Annotated in this window: 11 protein-coding genes; 6 read left to right on the forward strand and 5 right to left on the reverse strand. The window is 61.3% G+C overall.

From position 1 onward, the window contains the following. Positions 1 to 59: 59 nt before the first annotated feature. On the reverse strand, positions 60 to 3,002 hold the full coding sequence (locus ASC94_RS15565) for a polysaccharide lyase family 8 super-sandwich domain-containing protein (protein WP_082616562.1): 2,943 nt from the start codon (positions 3,000 to 3,002) through the stop codon (positions 60 to 62). Positions 3,003 to 3,186: 184 nt separating this feature from the next. Here ASC94_RS15565 and ppk2 point away from each other — a divergent pair, with 184 nt between their 5' ends. Continuing rightward, positions 3,187 to 4,104, forward strand: a complete 918-nt coding sequence (gene ppk2, locus ASC94_RS15570) for a polyphosphate kinase 2 (protein WP_056396482.1) — start codon at positions 3,187 to 3,189, stop codon at positions 4,102 to 4,104. A gap of 136 nt (positions 4,105 to 4,240) precedes the next feature. On the opposite strand, the gene ASC94_RS15575 is transcribed toward ppk2, so the two are convergent. The 3 genes from ASC94_RS15575 to ASC94_RS31950 form a co-directional block, all read right to left on the reverse strand. Continuing rightward, positions 4,241 to 4,666 carry a DoxX family protein gene (locus ASC94_RS15575; protein WP_056398018.1) on the reverse strand — a complete coding sequence of 142 codons (426 nt, stop codon included), beginning with the start codon at positions 4,664 to 4,666 and terminating at the stop codon, positions 4,241 to 4,243. A gap of 296 nt (positions 4,667 to 4,962) precedes the next feature. After that, on the reverse strand, positions 4,963 to 5,709 hold the full coding sequence (locus ASC94_RS31945) for an HNH endonuclease (protein ID WP_082616563.1): 747 nt from the start codon (positions 5,707 to 5,709) through the stop codon (positions 4,963 to 4,965). Continuing rightward, positions 5,702 to 6,958: an AAA family ATPase gene (locus ASC94_RS31950; RefSeq protein WP_082616564.1), complete on the reverse strand. Its 1,257-nt coding sequence runs from the start codon at positions 6,956 to 6,958 to the stop codon at positions 5,702 to 5,704. Before ASC94_RS31950 ends, ASC94_RS31945 begins: the two co-directional genes overlap by 8 nt. Before the next feature lie 346 nt (positions 6,959 to 7,304). Between ASC94_RS31950 and ASC94_RS15580 the strand changes: the two genes are divergently transcribed. The 4 genes from ASC94_RS15580 to ASC94_RS15595 all read left to right on the forward strand — a co-directional run bounded on the left by ASC94_RS15580 (position 7,305) and on the right by ASC94_RS15595 (position 12,141). Further along, positions 7,305 to 8,636, forward strand: a complete 1,332-nt coding sequence (locus tag ASC94_RS15580) for a sensor histidine kinase (protein WP_162251430.1) — start codon at positions 7,305 to 7,307, stop codon at positions 8,634 to 8,636. After that, positions 8,636 to 9,388: a LytTR family DNA-binding domain-containing protein gene (locus tag ASC94_RS15585; protein ID WP_056396489.1), complete on the forward strand. Its 753-nt coding sequence runs from the start codon at positions 8,636 to 8,638 to the stop codon at positions 9,386 to 9,388. Before ASC94_RS15580 ends, ASC94_RS15585 begins: the two co-directional genes overlap by 1 nt. 94 nt (positions 9,389 to 9,482) lie before the next feature. Continuing rightward, a complete protein-coding gene (locus ASC94_RS15590) occupies positions 9,483 to 10,553 on the forward strand; it encodes a S41 family peptidase (RefSeq protein ID WP_162251431.1) in 1,071 nt (356 codons plus the stop codon). Positions 10,554 to 10,806: 253 nt separating this feature from the next. After that, positions 10,807 to 12,141 (forward strand): MFS transporter, encoded by a 1,335-nt coding sequence (locus tag ASC94_RS15595; protein WP_056396495.1) that lies wholly within the window; start codon positions 10,807 to 10,809, stop codon positions 12,139 to 12,141. Positions 12,142 to 12,217: 76 nt separating this feature from the next. Here ASC94_RS15595 and ASC94_RS15600 read toward each other — a convergent pair whose 3' ends face one another. Next, positions 12,218 to 12,775 (reverse strand): hypothetical protein, encoded by a 558-nt coding sequence (locus ASC94_RS15600; RefSeq protein WP_157201470.1) that lies wholly within the window; start codon positions 12,773 to 12,775, stop codon positions 12,218 to 12,220. 304 nt (positions 12,776 to 13,079) lie between these two features. Here ASC94_RS15600 and ASC94_RS15605 point away from each other — a divergent pair, with 304 nt between their 5' ends. Further along, the gene (locus ASC94_RS15605; RefSeq protein WP_056396501.1) at positions 13,080 to 17,507 is read left to right on the forward strand and encodes a molybdopterin cofactor-binding domain-containing protein; all 4,428 of its coding nucleotides are present in this window, start codon (positions 13,080 to 13,082) and stop codon (positions 17,505 to 17,507) included. The last annotated feature ends 11 nt before the right edge of the window (positions 17,508 to 17,518 follow it).

The raw sequence follows: 17,518 nt of genomic DNA on the forward strand, positions 1-17,518 counted from the left end.
AAAACCCGCCCCGGCGAGACGCTGGGACGGGCGAAGGGTTGCTCGGACTACTTCATGAATTACTGGTACGTGATTACCAGCGTGGGACGGTAGTTCGCGTTCCCATTCTCCTTGGTCGCATATTCCACCGATGATGCGCTGCCGTAATTGGCGGCGCCTTCCACTTTCAGCGACAGCACTTTGCTGCCGCCCATTGCGCTACCGGCAGCCGCCGTCACGTCCATCTCAATCGGCGTGCCTGCCGCAGGCACTTCCCAGCTCCCCAACAGGGCGCCGTTGGCCGGCATGCTGTTCCACGTTACCGCGCCTTCGGTCCAGTTGCTGTCTGCGGCCTGGTAAAGATTGTGCGTCACGCCGGCCATGCCCACCGAAGTCGGCGTCAGTTTCAGCTTGGCGCTGGTGACCGTACCGGTGATGGCCGACAGATCGAATTTCAACAGGGCCTTGCGCGTATAGCTGACCGTCTCCTGCTTGACCGCCATGGTCGCAGCGGCGCCGTAGTTGGTGCCGGCGTAGCTGCCGTCGCGCGCATACGCATCCGCAGCAGGCGCCAGCGCCGTCTTGTTGGTCAGTGCGAACTTCGCCTTGAAGGATTTGCCCAGCGAGCCGTTGACGCTGACCGCCAGCTTGATGGTGGCGCCGCCCGGATTGAGGAAGGCAATGGCGTCGTCCTTGCTGACCAGGTTACCGCTGCGGTTCAGCTCCAGGTTGATCAGGCCCGTATTGAGCTGGGTCGGATCGGCCACCGCCAGTTCCAGCTCGCCGCCGGCCTGCCGCAGCGTGACCACGGAGCGCTTGTCGCTGGTCAGGTAAGGCTGGCCCGCCACGTTGACGGTCTTCGATGCGTCGAACCAGTACACCACGCCCGTCACGCCCTGTGCATTGTCGCGCACCGCCGTGGCGGTGGTGGAGCGCTCGATCACGCTGATGGGATTGGCGGCGGCAAAGGCGGCGGTTTCCCCGGCGCTGCGGTTGGGCAGGAGGATGTAGGTGTAGGCCGCGTTCACCGGATTGGCGCCGTGGTTCAGCGCCAGGCTCAGGAAGTTGTTGCTGACCGTGGCCGTGCTGCCGCCGTCATTGATATTGCGCCAGGCGCCGTTGCGGGTTTCGCGCAGCGCTGCCACGGCAGGCAGGTCCGGGAAGACATAACCGATATCGGAGCCGTAGGACGTATTCCCGGCCAGGTGGGCCCACCTGGTGGCCGGCATGGCCTCGGTCCAGCCCAGCGTAGCAGGCTTGGTGTTGGCCGCGTCGTTGACGGTTAGCTGATTGTCGCCCGCCCCGTTCAGCAGGCGGTTTTCCACGATGGTTTCCACCGGCACGCCGTCGGTGCTGGTAATGCCGCTACCGACTGCGACGATGCGGTCGCCAAACATGAACCAGGCCTTCTTGCCCGACAGGGTGCTGGCCGTCGTATTGGTCAGCGCGAACTCCATGGCCGCCGTGGCGAATTCGCGGTTCAGTTCCGCGCCGCCAATGGCGTTCTTGGTATTCCCGTAGTGCTTCCATGCCACCGGCGTGCCGCCGCTGCGGTCCGTGGTGGTGCCGGGCAGACGCCGCAAGTCGACCGTGGGCCAGAAGGTGTTCGCGTACTGGGTCTGGTCGGCGTTATAGAGCTGGGTCATGCCGATGCCGGTCCACCAGCCGTTCTTGTTTTCGCCATTGCCGAATTCAAAGGCGCTGATACGCTTGGAGAACATCGACAAGGCGAAGGCATAGCCGTCGCGGCGCGACACGGCGCGATCGGCCGACGGGAAGACGCGCGTTTCGCTGTCCTCCGGCGCAGAGGGAATGCTGGCATCGTTCAGGATGGCTTTGATGAGGGCGATGTCGAACACTGCCACCCCGGAGCCGTACTGCGGCGTGAAGTAGCTCTCGCCGAAACTGCCGTCGCGTTCCACCCAGCCTTTGATCACGGATTTCAATTGAAGCGCCTGCGCTGCCGGCAGGACCTGGGCCAGTTCCGCCAGGGCGCTGATGGTGGCGCGGCCGCTAAGGTGGTCCGACGTGCCCTCGCGTGAGATGCTGCGGCCACGCTGATTGTCCATCATGGCGCCGTCGAAGATGAAAGGACGATAGGCGTTCATCGCCCAGTCGTAGGGATTGAGGTAATTCGGGTCCGCGCTGATGGACCAGGGACTATCGTTCAGCAGGTAATACAGTTTGCTGATATCGGCCAGCAGCACCGTGCCGTATGCGCCCACGTAAGGCGTGTGCGTGTGCTGGATAAAGCTGCCGTCGGTGTAGTAGCCATCGCCGGTGGTCACGTAGGCCAGCGCTGCGGGTATCGCATCGCGTCCGGCAGCGATCTTGGCGCCGCTCTTGCCCAGTATGCCGCGCATCACCGCGCCGAGCGCCTTGTCCAGGCGATTGGCGCCTACTTCCTCGATGGCGTTGGCGGCGATGGAACCATCCATGCCGGCGCGCCTGGTAGGATCGGGCGCGTAATGGTCGATGGAAGCGATGCAGGCGGCGATGCGCTCCGGCGACATCAGGCTGTAGTTCGCCATCATGAAGTTGTTCAGATTGGCCGGAACGCCGATCTGCCAGTCCCACCAGTTGTCATAGCCGGTGCCCGTGGCGGAGTAGCCGTTGGCAAGCAGCCAATCCAGGCCCTCCAGCGCCGCTTGCAGCACATCGGCGTTTTGATAGTAAGGCGAAGCGGCGGATTTGTAGGCCGCCATCAGCGTGCCAAGGCGCGACACGCTGGCAGTGACACTGGCCGACACTGCGCCCAACGGCAGATCGGGCCACAGCGCGGCGCGGTTGGACGCCAGGTTCATCGTGCTCCAGTACTGCGTAGCGGCGGCGCTGCTGCCGGCCGCCTGCATGGCCACGTCTGGATCATCGGGCGCGAGAGCGGGCGCGCTCGCGCTGCGGTTCAACCACTTGGTCCGCATGTCGTCGTACACATCGGCGCGGGCCGGGGCGGCACTCAGGCCGGCGTGCAATAGCAGTGCCAGCAACAAGCCCCGGCGCGGCGGGCGAAAAGCGAGATTCATTGGGGTTCTCCAATTTGTACGCAACCAGGATTATTTTTATAGGTTAACGTTATCACCCTTACGCCACAATGCGCAATCGAAACCCGTGCACCGTTTGTCCGCCACAACAACCGGCAGTCACGGGCATGTCACATCGGCTGCCTATACTCGGGCGACTATCATCAAGCGACTGCATACTGCCACTATGGACATCCAACTGAGAGACCTCTCCGCCCGCGTACACAAGGACATCGTCGACAGCTACGACGAGGAACTGGAACTGGAGCTGGACGACCGCGACCTCGATTCCGACACCCTGCTGCCGCGCCATGGCCGCAGCGAGGAAGAGAAAGAAGCGCGCCGCGTCTACTTCCGCGAACTGTTCCGCATGCAGGCCGAGCTGGTCAAGCTGCAGGACTGGGTGGTGCACACGGGCCACAAGGTGGTGATCCTGTTCGAAGGCCGCGATGCCGCCGGCAAGGGCGGCGTGATCAAGCGCATCGTGCAGCGCCTGAATCCGCGCGTGTGCCGCGTGGCTGCACTGCCAGCCCCCAACGACCGGGAACGCACGCAGTGGTATTTCCAGCGCTACGTGGCGCACCTGCCGGCCGCTGGCGAAATCGTGCTGTTCGACCGCAGCTGGTACAACCGCGCCGGCATCGAGCGCGTGATGGATTTCTGCACCAACGAGCAGTATGAGGAGTTCTTCCAGTCGGTGCCGGAGTTCGAGCGCATGCTGGTGCGCTCCGGCATCCAGGTGATCAAGTACTGGTTCTCCATCTCGGACGAGGAACAGAACGCGCGCTTCCTGAGCCGCATCCACGATCCGCTCAAGCAGTGGAAACTCAGCCCGATGGATCTGGAATCGCGCCGCCGCTGGGAGGAATACACCCGGGCCAAGGAGATCATGCTGGAGCGCACCCACATCGAAGAAGCAAAATGGTGGGTGGTGCAAGGCGTCGACAAGAAAAAAGCGCGCCTGAACTGCATCCACCACTTGCTGCAGCAGATGCCCTACGTGGACGTCGAGCGGCCGCAGATCCAGCTGCCAGAGCGCGAATACAACGACGACTACGTGCGCCGCCCGGTGCCGCAGGAAATCCTGGTGCCGGAGTTCTACTAGCTCGAATTCCACCAAGCCTGCGGGCGGATTTGCCGCAAAGCCGCGCGACGCGGCCGACCACGTGACGGTGGCATTGGCCGACACCGGCTCTTCGACGCCTTCGCGTCGGGCGGGAAGCCGGGCGTGAAAGCGGCAGCTAGTTGAAGCGCCCCGCCGTGCCGCCAAGGCTGTAGCGGCCCGCGCCCAGCAGCGCCACCGCAAGCGCGCCGGCCAGGAACATGCCCTGCAGTTCCAGCGCCCAGCCGCCGGTGTCGTTCCGCGTGAAAATCTGGCCGGTATGGACCAGCAGCACCGCCACCACCATGTTTATGGCCACCACCAGCGCAGCCGGGCGGGTATAGATGCCCACCAATATCATCAGCGGCGCGAGCACTTCGCCTACGTACACCAGATAGCCTAGCGCGGGAGGCATGCCGGCCTTGGCCAGCATCCCCGCAATAAAGCCGATGCCGCCAGCAATCTTTGCGGCGCCATGGAATAGCAAAAGGATCGCCAAGGTAGCCCGCAAAAGCAGCTTCCCTGCGTCGTCCGTGCCGTTACGGCCAGTGGTTGTCGTTCCCATCATCGTTCTCCTTCCTGGTTAAAGATGAGTGATGCATGAGAACGGAGCCTATCAGGGACTGCCGCAACGCGTCGCGATTAACGTCCTGCGTAGCCGACGATCTCAACGACGATACGCAAAAAGGTAAAGAGCCTCAGCTGACCGGCGTCGTTTTTGACAGCGCAACTGTGGCTTCTATATCTGTATCCGGAGGAGCACGCCGTACGCCTGGAAAAAGGGCCCAATTTTAGTCAGAAGCGGCATAACTGCGAAGGTCGGCTATCGCCCCAAAGCCATCCTTGCCAATGATTAAAAATTTAAATTTCAGTACTGATGATTTTTTTCACTTCCTTGTACTCCATACACTTCGACAAAAAATTTTCACAAAAAGCAGAGTATTTGCTGCTGGCAGCGATCAATGTTTCGATAGTTAGAATTGCATCTTTTAAGCTCCGAATACGAGCTGCCTTTTTTCGCTCTGTGTCCGCCGAATAATACTTCGCCAATCCTATTTGCAAGGAATTTCTAAAGCCAATTAGTTCGACTAGAATTTCTGAGCGAGGTTTCCAAACACGTAAAGAGTCCAAGCCACAAACTTCTATGGTGCGTTGAGCAATTTCAAAATTTTGCCCTACTATAGGTTTGATACTCAGCAAATCATATTCGAAATATTGAGAGGGAATCTGCTCGTATGGGTTGACGATAGGCTCGATCTCGGTATCATGGTTAGATTTCAAACTGTTGCACTGAGCACAAGCAGGTAGAAGGTTTTCCCATTCGAAGGCTCTTTGCGGATAGAGAGATTTGGGAGAAAAATGCTCAACTTGAACATACCCACCTTCGGAGGGAATACATTCGCAAAAAGCACACTTCCCGTTAGAGCTTTTTGTAAGTGCGATCTTAACTTCGTCATGGTGATAACCGACTAGGAGGCGTCTTTTTTCCTCTTCAGGAATCAGCTTATAGGAACCATAACGTGCAATAGCAGCCGCGAGGCTGTCTCGCCAAACGGAGCCGTTATCAATTAGAACTTGTGGCTCTGGGGGACGGTTTAGCTTAATCATCTGCAGCAGCCTGCAACGTTGCGAGTCGCGCTGTCAATGCAACGATCACAGTATCATTCGGATGACTAATTTGTTTTAAGGCCTCAATGGCGACTTGCAGTCCCTTTGCATTGCTTTGCTCTACCTGTTCCAATGCATTTGCGATTAGTCTTTCATGAAGCTTATTATCTAAACTTTTTACGTCCATGATTTCGGATAATATTTGATCTGTACTCCAACCCGCAAAAGATCTAACGTCAGGACGAAGTACTTTGCACTCATGTAGGTATCTACTGCTTGGCATCCTGATGACCTCTCCAGGATTCGCCGTCGATAGAAGATGAGGCGAATGCGTAGTAACAATAAATTGTAGATTGGGAAAAATAGCTGCTAGGCCGGAACGAATATTAAATTGCCACTCAGGATGGAGGTGTACATCCAACTCGTCGATTAATACTGTACCGGTTGCGTTCTTTACAGATCGTGATCCTTCGACGTTCGTACCCTCAACCCAGATAAAAATGTTGGCGATAATGAGGAGAATGGCCTGGAAGCCAGCTGACAGCTCTTCAAGATAGCATTCTTTACCATATAGCTTAAAAATAGGTTCCAATTCGCGCTCAGTTCTTAAATATTGGAACTCGCTATCTAGTGGCCCAATCGAAGGGAGCATCATTATTAAATGTTCCCAGTTCTGGGCTTCCTCTTTTGCCCAATCTTTATCGATTATGAAATAGCGATTAACCATCCACTGTTTTACATCTTGATCCCACTCTCCGTACAGGGATTTGACAGCTTGGTTCCGATAGTTAACCTTGTTTTTTTCTTGGTTATCCTCCCTCTTTAGACCGGCGATCTGACGATAGCTAATGCTACGTTGAGCTCCGATAAACAGCGGAACGAAATCAGGAATTTCTTCAGGTGCATTCGTTGGCGCGACTGCGTTGCGACCATCAATTTTTAATGGCCTGGACCACTGACGTACCGTATTTTCACGGTAAGCCAATTTTGAAAAAGAATCAGGGCCTAATCCAACGCGAAAAAGCGCGTTGTTATAGGCAATGTCAGTCCAAAATTCTACGTCTTTACTGAATCGAGAATGTGTATGACCCTGAGTGGAAAAGCAATGTGAGATCGCGGTTAAAATCGAAGTTTTGCCACAGCCGTTGGGGCCTGCGATGAAATTAAATTTATCGTTAAAATAAACATCTAGGCTATCAAATTGTCTGAAGCCTTTCATATGCACCGATTCTATTTTCTTCATCTTCATTTGATCATCTAAAAAACTTAAAAAAGTCAGTATTTTTTATCGGGTCTCTATCTTCAGAGGGATTCGAACGTCTGTTTGTGGCCGAACACGGCCATCAGAGAGCACAGGATAGCATGTTGCCAAGACGAAATAGTCACCAACTGTCACGCCAGAGGCACGGGGCGGGTGTGGCGCAGGTGAACATAGGCTGCTAATCGTTCAGGCCGCCAAGTCCAGCCAGCGATTCGGTCGGCGGCATTCATCCCGCCGGCGCCGGCTTCCTCCCCGATTTGCGGGCATTCGTCGCATGGGCAAAAACACCCGCAGCGGAGCCGCTAGAATGGCGGGACAAAACACGAGGAATTTGATGAGTTCTCCCGCATTTTTGCCGTTTAACGCTCCCCCGGTTCCGGAAGCCACGCACGACCGCCGCTTGGTGCGCCGCTACCTGCTGCAATCGGCGCTGCGCTTCAACGCTGGTTCGCTGCTGTTTCTCTCGCTGGCGATTGCGCTGCTGCCGCTCTGGCTGAATTCCGGTACGGCTGCGACGGGCGAATCCGTGGCACGGAAGCTGAACCTGTATATGGTTGGCGGCGGCGTGCTGGCTGTCATGGCCTGGTTCGCGCTGATGTCGAGCGGGATCGCGCGCGGCTTTCTTGCCCGGCTGAGCGAGGAAGGCAAGGCGCTGTGTGCCGAGGGGATGGCTTCGTCGGTGACGCGCCGCATCGATGCGCCGTTCAACTCCCATACCACCTTTGACCTGTGCACCGAATCCTTGTCCGGACTCGCGCTCGGCACGGCGCTCGGCTACTCTGGCCCGCCGGCGTTCTTCCATGACCCGTTCAAGGGCCGGATCGTGCTGGGCCGCTGGCGCCCCCTGGCGCTGGGGCGCCATGTCGAGGTGAGGGTATCGTCCGATGTGGGTCCTAGCTGCCGCATCGAGCTGCGCTGCCGCGCGGGCCTGGCCTGGTTTGCGATCCAGCAGGGCGAGTCGCTGAAGGCTGCCGAGGTAGTGTGCGTCCAGCTGCGCCAGCACCTCGCGCGCCATGCACACGCACTGGATGCGGCTCGGCGTGCACGCGAGCTGGAACGCACCTCGCTGCAGGCGCGCCTCTCGGCCTTGCAGGCCCAGGTCGAGCCGCACTTCCTGTTCAATACCCTGGCCAATCTGAAGTACCTGATCCGCACCGACCAGCAGGCCGCACAGGATATGCTCGACCACCTGGTCGGCTACCTGCAGAATGCGCTGCCGGACATGCGCTCGGTGTCCTCGACCCTGGGACGGGAAATGGATCTCGTCAGCGATTACCTGGCGCTGATGCGCATCCGGATGGGCGCACGCCTGCGCTTCGCAGTCGACATGGACGAGGGATTGCGCGGCCTGCCCTTCCCGCCGGCAATGCTGATCTCGCTGGTGGAAAACGCCGTCAAACACGGTTTGGAGCGGGCCAGCCGGCCGGGCCTGATCACGATCAGCGCAAGCCGTGAGATTAAGGGAGAGAGCGAGCTGCTGAGCGTGTCCGTGGTCGACGACGGCGTCGGCTTGACCGAACAGGCCGGGCAGGGCACGGGGCTGGCAAATATCGCGGAGCGCCTGCTGCTGCTGTACGGGCGCCAGGCCAGCCTTTCCGTGGAGCCCGCCGACGGACAGGGAGTACGTGCCGTGCTGGCGGTGCCTTTTGCAGGGAGCCACGCGTGATGCCCAGCGCCCTGATCGTCGAAGACGAGCCACTGCTGCGGGCGGAACTGACGGACCAGCTGCGCGTCCTGTGGCCCGAGCTGCAGATTGCCGGCCAAGTCGACAACGGCATCGACGCGGTGGCCGCCATCGATGCACTGAAACCGGACATCGTGTTCCTGGACATCCAGATGCCGGGCCTGAACGGCATGGAGGTGGCGCGGCATATTCCCGAGTCCTGCCAGGTGGTGTTCGTGACGGCTTACGCGGACTACGCCCTGGCCGCTTTCGACGCCGGCGCGTCCGACTACCTGGTGAAGCCTTTGACGACCGCGCGCCTGCTGCAGACGATCCGCCGCCTGAAGTCGCGCGCGGCCGCAAGCCCGCCGCCGGCCGTGTGGGAAAAGCTGTTCGAGCAGGAGAGCGCGCCGGTGTACCTCAAGTGGATCAAGGCTTCGAGCGGCAATTCGGTGCGGCTGGTGATGGTGAGCGAAGTGCTGTACTTCCAGTCGGACGAAAAGTACACGCGGGTGGTGACGGAGAACGGCGATGCGCTGATTCGGCTGCCGCTCAAGTCCCTGCTCGATCAGCTGGACCCGCAGCTGTTCGCGCAAATCCACCGCAGCGCCATCGTCAACCTGCAGGCCGTCGACCGGATCGAACGCGGTGAACACGGGGGGCGCGGCGGCGCCGGCCTGGAAGTGATCCTGAAAGGACGCGCCGAGCGCTTGACTGTGAGTGAAGCGTTTACCAGGCAGTTCCGTCAGATGTAGCAAGGGCAGCGCGCCAGCGCTTCCAGTAGGTTATTTATCCTTCCCTTTTATGGAGCCAAATCCTGTTATGCGACACATCCTTCCCGCAGTAGTCATGATCCTTAGCGTCATCGCGCTCCCCACCGCGGGCGCGCAAGAACGGGGGCCTGCCGCTCCCGCGCAACAGTCGCGGCCGTTGAGCGCGGCGGACAAGGCGGCTGCCGTAGACCTGCTAGCCCAACGCCTGTCCGACAAATATGTTTTCGCCGACGAAGGCAACAAGATGGCCGCCGCTGTCCGCGATCATTTGCGCAAGGGCGACTACGAGAAGGCTGCGACGGATGCTGAATTCGCGGAATTGCTGACCACACATATCCAAGCCGCCCACCCGGACAAACACCTGAGCATCCGCTACTTCCTGAACGCGCCGCCGGACCGTCCACGCGCCTCACTCAGCAACGGCATCCCTCCCGAAATGCGGCAGCGTATGACCGAAATGGGGCAATACCTGAATTTCGCCTATGAGAAGGTAGAGCGCCTGCCCGGCAATATCATGTACGTCAAGTTCAACGGATTCTTTGATGCGGATATCGCCAAGGCAGCCGCCACAGCCGCAATGAATCTGGCAGCCAACGGCAACGCGATGATCATTGACCTGCGCGAAAACCGTGGCGGCGACCCGCGCATGGTGGCACATGTGGCAAGCTACCTGCTTGGCGATAAGAAAGTGCATCTGTCGGACATATACTTCCGCGCGGAGAATGAAACCAATTCGTTCTGGAGTGATCCCGCCGTTCCGGGACCGCGCTTTGGCGCAGACAAGCCGGTCTATGTCTTGACCAGCCGCGAAACTTTTTCCGCGGCCGAAGATTTTACGTACAACCTCCAGGTTATCAAGCGCATCACCGTAATTGGTGAAACCACCGGAGGCGGCGCGCATCCGGTCCAGCCGTTCCGTATCAATCCGAACCTGGTCGCCGTGATACCGGTAGGACGCTCAATCAACCTGATCACAAAAGGCGATTGGGAAGGGACCGGCGTTAAGCCCGATGTCGCTGTCGCCGCAGACAAGGCCATGACCAAGGCAAACGCACTGGCCTTGCGCCAGGTGCTGCCAAAAATTACGCACCCGAACGAGCGGTCAATGCTTGAGAAGAAGCTCGCCGAGCTGGAAGCGGCTCTGTAGCTCCCTACTGACCAGTAAGCTATGCAAGACCCTGGCGCGCCGCGCATTTGCGGCGCGCCCGCCTGCCCAAGCCTGTCACCCAACCACCCCGCCTGAAAACTGCCAGTCGAGCCAACGAAATCACCCGGAAACCAAGGTTTTGTTTGACACGATGAAAACTCTCTCGGTATCATGAAAACGTTTTCATAAAATGTGAAAACGTTTTCAAGCCCACCAGAAAAAGTATGCTGCGAGCAGCAACCGGAGACAAGCAATGCCATCAACCCGCCCCACCACCTCGCCGCTGCTATGGGTGCCCACCGGTTACTTCACCATGGCGCTGGCCTATGTGATGCTGACCAGCGTCAGTTCCATCATGTTCAAGAACCTGGGCATGGACAACGGCCAGGCGGCCGGCTATTCCAGCCTGCTGATCTTCGCCTACACCGTCAAACCCCTGTTCGCGCCCTTCGTGGACATGTACCGCACCAAAAAATTCTTCGTGCTGGCCACCCAGTTGCTGCTGGCCCTGGGCTTCGGCGCCATTGCGCTGGCCATGGCGATCCCGAACGCGCTGGTGCTGCTGATGGTGATGTTCGTGCTGATGTCCTTCATCGGCGCCACCCAGGACATCGCCAGCGACGGCGTCTACGTCACCTCGCTCGATGCGCGCAGCCAGTCGCTGTACTGCGGCATCCAGAGCCTGTCCTGGAACGTCGGCCCCATCGTCGCCTCGGGCGGACTGGTGTACCTGTCCGGCCGCCTGCACGCGGACGTGTTCGGCCATGATCCCAAGACCTTCGGCCCTGAATGGATGGATGCCTGGCGCATCATCTTCATCATCGTCGCCGTCCTCACGCTGCTGATGACGGCCTGGCACGCGCGGGTGATGCCGGAAGGCGCGCGCGCGCCGGACACGCCGTCCTCCGCCGCCGAAGCGCGCCGCATCCTGGTGGACGCCTTCCGCACCCTGTTCGCCAAGCGCGGCGTGTGGCTGATGATCGCCTTCGCCTTCCTGTTCCGCCTGAGCGTGGGCTTCCTGGAAAAGATCGGTCCCTTCTTCATGGTGGACCCGGTGGCCAAGGGCGGCCTGGGGCTGTCGAACGAGCAGCTGGGCATCATCTACGGCACCTACGGCCTGGCGGCCGTGCTGCTGGGCTCTTTGCTGGGCGGCTGGTTCGTGGCGCGGCGCGGCCTGAAGGCCACGCTGTTCACCCTGTGCTGCGCCATCAACATCCCCAACGCCACCTTCCTGGTGATGAGCATCTACCAGCCCGACAGCGTGTTCGCCATCGCCGCCGGCGTGGTGGTGGAGAAATTCTTCTTCGGCTTCGGCGCGGTGGGCTTCATGATCTACCTGATGCAGCAGCTCGCCCCCGGCAAGTACGCCACCACCCACTATGCCTTCGGCACCGGCCTGATGGGCCTGTGCGGCATGGTCACCGGCGTGCTCAGCGGCTACCTGCAGGAGATGATGGGCTACGTCAGCTACTTCGTGTTCGTGATGGTCGCCACCATCCCATCGTTCATCGTGTGCTGGAAAGCACCCTTCCACCACGACGACGGCACACCGGAACCGGCAGCCTTGCCGCAGACCGCCGCCACGTAACGCCTCTCCCGCCTCCCACGAGCGACGCCGGCCAGGAGCCGGCGTTGTCGTATCTGCACCCGCCATTCAATATCAATCAAGGCCAGAGGCGGCAATAGGTCTGGCTATTCGTCAAATTAACATTCTGGCTGTATAAAAACCCGTTTTTAAAAGTCGTGTTAAATCCGCTCGCTGCGCAGTTCGTGTGAACCCAATCTATACCCTGGCTGGCCACCGTCTCATTGAGCGAGTACGGGACTTTGGATGGATTGCCGCTGCACATATATATTGTGCTATTTGCCGTCAGGCTTTTCGCATAGGACGGGGGCACCACCGCCTGGGCCGGATCATAATCGGGAGCGAACACATTATCTATCGCAATATCATAGATTTTCCCGTCGATCCCGGATGTTATCTCGATGTGCGTGTGGGTCAATGGTACACCCTTCAGCTTTCCTCCATTTTTAAAGTTGGTCACAGCCGGATAGTCGCTATCATTTGGCGTATTAATAGTCCCGTATTGAAAGTAGCCGCCGTTGGCGGCGCACATCTGCTGGTAGGTCTGCAGGTCGCTGCCCTGCGCCGCCGCCCCTTGAGAGAGGCCTAGCAGCACTGCCGCGACGCTTGCGCAAGCCAATGAGGATTTCATGTTCATCTGGAGCCCCGCGTAAATTGATTAAAGATGTGGCACCGCTGCCGGCGGCGCGTCCAGCGATTCTACAACAGAGCCCTATCACGGCGGCCCAAAATTTTTTAACAAAAGGCAATTGATTTGGCATTGGCCTTCTGCTAATGTGCTCTAGATCAATAATGCGCAGCGGGTATTAGCGGCAGCTTCCGATTAACTATCCAATTGCTCGCGCCCGACAAGTTCAGGCAGCCACTTACTTTAATATCTGAAGCACGCGCGCACAGAAGTTTTTAAAACATCAACCTTACACAAAGAACAGGAATAGGCCATGCCCGACAGCCACGACATTTCCGGCGCTAGCACCGATCTGGTATTTTATTTGAACGGCCAGCGCGTCCAGCAGCGCGACGTGGACCCAAAAATGCTGTTGGCCGACTATCTGCGCTCGCCGGACGTGGGGCTAACCGGCACCAAGATCGGCTGCAAGCAGGGCGGCTGCGGCGCCTGCACCGTGATGCTGTCAGAGTGGGACGAGGCGAGCCAGACGGTGAAAAGCTCGTCCATCAACTCGTGCATGCGGCCTCTGGCGGCCCTGGACGGCATGATGGTCACCACGGTCGAAGGCACGGGCAGCGTGAAGTCCGAGGCCATCAGCACGGTGCAGAAGTGTTTGGCGGAGAACAACGGCACCCAGTGCGGCTTCTGTACGCCAGGCTGGGTCATGAATATGACGGCTGCCATCGCCGAGCGCGGCCCCAAGCCGGGCACCAAGGCCGAGATCGAAGGCCTGTTCGACGGCAACATCTGCCGCTGCACCGGCTACCGCCCCATCCTGTTCGGCTTCAAGAAGGAATTCGCCTCCGACTGGAATCCCGCCGTCGATGAAAAAGACACGATGACCTGCATCATCGATCCGGCCGAGGCGGTCGGCGAGGCGGTGCCGTTCACGCTGGCCTTCCCGGAAGAACTGCGGCGCCGCGCTCGCGCGCTGGCGTTCGAGGCGCCGGCCGGACGCTGGTTCCGCCCCACCACCCTGGGCGAAGCGCTGGCCTTGCTGGGCCAATACCCGGACCGCCAGAACGTGCGCCTGGTGGGCGGCAACACGTCCATCGGCATCTATCCGGCCACCGTGGAAGATCCGCGTGTCTTCATCGACCTGGGCCAGGTGCGCGAACTGCGCGAAAGCCGCGCCGGACATGGCAGCCTGCACCTGGGCGCCGGCACGCGCTACAGCGAGCTGCTGGAACTGCTGGACCGCCAGATTGCCGATACCCCTGCTGGGGCGGCCGCCCTGCCCGGCCTGCTGGCCCTGCGCTACATGGCCGGCCGCACCGCCGGCACCATCGTGCGCAATGCCGCCACCTTGGCCGGCAACACCATGCTGGTGGTGCGGCACGGCGAGGAAGGCGTGCCCTTCCCGTCGGACTGCTTCACCGCCCTGGCCGCGCTGGGCACCGACGTGCTGGCCATCGCCCCCGGCTGGGAAGGCGAGCGCCGCTTCGGCCTGCTGGAGTTCGCCGCGCAGTGGAACAGCGCGCCGGAGCTGGGCGGCGGCTGCGTGCTGCTGCACTACGACGTGCCCGCCACGCGGGACAACGAATACGTCCAGACCTACAAGACCGCGCAGCGCATCGTCAATTCCCATTCCATCGTCAACGGCGGCATGCGGGTGCGGCTGGACGCAGACCAGCGCGTGACCGACGCCGCGCTGGTGCTGGGCGGGATCTCGCCGGTGGCTTGCCGCTTGCCGCTATGCGAAGCGGCGCTGCTGGGCCAGCCCTGGAACGAGTCCACGCTGGGCGTCGCGCTGGAGGCGATGGGCGCCGAAGTGGACAGCATCATGCGCCGCCACGCGGCGCACTACGCGGAACTGCCGGACGAGGGCAATTCCAGCAGCTACAAGCGCTCGCTGTGCCTGTCCTACCTGTACAAGTTCTTCATCGAGGTGGCGCAATGGCGCGGCCTGCCAGTGCCGGAGGCGGTACGCTCGGCCGGGCAGCGGAGCGCGCCGCAGGAGACGCGCGGCACCCAGGCCTACGAGACGGAACCGGCCGAGTACCCGGCCAACCTGCCCTACATCAAAATGGGTGCTTACGTGCAGGCCACCGGCGAAGCCCAGTATGTGCACGACATTCCGCTGCCCCGGCGCGGCCTGAATGGCGCCCCAGTGCAAAGCACCATCGCGCTCGGCACCTGCAGCTACCGCGTGCCCGGCGTAAACGGCCCTGCCAGCCCGGCCGAGGTGCTCGACGCGCTGCGCCTGCGCTTCCCCGGCGTGGTGGACTACGTGACCGCGATCGACGTGCCGGCGGCGGCGGTGATCGGCATCGGCGCCGACGAGCCGCTGTTCGCCATCAGCGTGGAGCCGTCCGCCTGCAAGCACGGCAAGCTGCCATCCGGCTATGACGCCCGCGCGCCGATGCTGCTGACCGGCTTCGGCCAATCCATCGGCATGGTGCTGGCCGAAGACGAACAGGAAGCCCAGGAAGCTGCCTGGCATTTGCAAACGGAACTGTGCCTGTTCGCACCCGACCCGGACACGCCGCCCCTGCTCGACATTCCCGACACCAAGGCCGAACGCGAGAAAATCGTGTTCCCCGACCTGGTGCCCTTCCCGACGCACATCTGGCAGATCACGCGCGAAGGCAGCACGCTGCAGTGGCTGCCGCAGGCAGACGCCACCCAGCCCGACCCGAGCGAACCGGTGGTGGCCCACGGCGTGCCCGTGCCGGGGCCGGACGCGCTGCGGGTGCCCTGCACGCGCGTGTCATCGAAACAGAAAGTCGGCAGCCAGATCCACTTCTACATGGAGACCCAGTCCTGCGTGGCCGAAGTGCTGGGCGACCGCCAGCTCCGGCTGCACCCTTCCACCCAAAGCCCGGCCTCGGTGCAGAGCGCGGCGTGCAGCGTGATCGGCCTGGCGTCGAACCAGGTCAGCGTGCAGGTGCGCCGTACCGGCGGCGGCTACGGCGGCAAGTGCAACCTCTCCGCCTACGCCTCCAGCATGGCCGCCGTGGCGGCCTGGAAGCAGAACCGCACGGTGCGCCTGGCCCTGCTGCGGCAGGTAGACAGCGCCATGTTCGGCCACCGCCATCCGGTGCTGGGCAATTACAACATCGCCGTGGGCGACGCTTCCAACCCGGCCACGCACGGCAAGCTGCTGGGCTTCCAGGCCGACTACTGGCTGGACGGCGGCCGCACCTATGAATGTTCGCCCATCGTGAGCGATTGCCTGGCACTGCGCAGCGACACGGCCTACAACATCCCGAACTGGAACTGCGCGGCCGACGTGTGCCGCACCAACAAGACCAGCAACACCTCCATGCGCACCATGGGCATGCTGCAGGCGGTGCTGATCGTGGAAGACGCGGTCGAAGCGGCCGCGCACAGCGTCGGCCTGCCGGCCCACGCTGTGCGGGAAAAGAACCTGTACGTCCCGGGCGACAAGACGCCCTACGGCGAGCCGCTGCCGTCCTGCTACATGCGCGAAGTGTGGGAATACACCATCGAGAAGTCCGACTTCCACGCGCGGCAACGGGCGGTGGACGAGTTCAACGCGAACAACCGCTGGCGCAAGCGCGGCATTTCGCTGCTGCCAGTGAAATACGGCTCCGGCTTCAATCTCACTTCGCTGGAACAGGGCGGCGCCCTGATCGAGGTGTACTCGCCGGACGGCGCGGTGCTGGTGCGCCACGGCGGCGTGGAAATGGGACAGGGCCTGGACACCAAGGTGGCGCAGGTGGTGGCGCTGACGCTGAACGTGCCGATGGCCCTCATCCGCGTGGCCGAGTGCGACACCGCCGTGGTCCCCAACCCTGAAGGCACGGGTGCCTCGACCGGCACCTCCTTCAACGCCGGCGCGGCCCAGCAGGCCTGCCAGGCGCTGCGCCAGCGGCTGGAAGCGTATTGCCTGCAGTTGCGGGATGAGATGGGCGAGCCATGGTGCCATGACAAGCAGATCAACTTCTGGGACCACCAGGACGGCTGGCGCACCATGATGCCCCAGCCACACAACGCGCCGCCAAAACTGATGTGGTCCATCATTGTCGACAGCGCCTTCAACGCGCGCGTGAACCTGTCGGCGCAGGCGCGCATCGCTGTGCCCGGTGGCGAAACGCCCGACACCGGCCTGACCTTCAAGCAGGTCAGGGACGCAAATGGCGACCTGGTGACGGCGACGGAAGAGGTGGACTATTTCAACGGCTACACCTTCAGCGCCGCCTGCACCGAGGTCGAGATCGACGTGCTGACGGGCGAAACCACCGTGCTGCGTGCCGACGTGGTGTACGACGCCGGGGTCAGCCTGAATCCGGCCATCGACGTGGGCCAGGTGGAAGGCGGCTTCGTGCAGGGCCTGGGCTACGTGCTGAGCGAGGAGCTGAGCTACCAGCCTGCCGACTCGCCGATCACGGCCTCGGCCACCCGTCCGGCACCGGGCGCGCTGTACACGGTCAACACCTGGGAATACAAACCGCCGGCAGCGCAATCCATCCCGCTGGAAATGAACGTGATCCTGTTCCCGCGCGACCTGGCGCCGCAAGCGCCGGACGCGAGCGACCTGCTGTCGTCCAAGGAGATCGGCGAGCCGCCGATGACGCTGGCTGCCACCGCCTTCTTCGCGGTGAAGAAGGCGGTGCAGGCCGCGCGCGCGGACCGCGGCCACAGCGAGTGGTTCCAGATGGAGTCGCCGGCCACCGTGCAACGGGTGCGCGAAGCCTGCCTGGTGCAGGGAAAGGACTTGGCGGCAGGCCTCTGAGCCGGATGCGA

The sequence above is a fragment of the Massilia sp. Root418 genome, assembly GCF_001425265.1.
Lineage (GTDB): Bacteria > Pseudomonadota > Gammaproteobacteria > Burkholderiales > Burkholderiaceae_D > Rugamonas.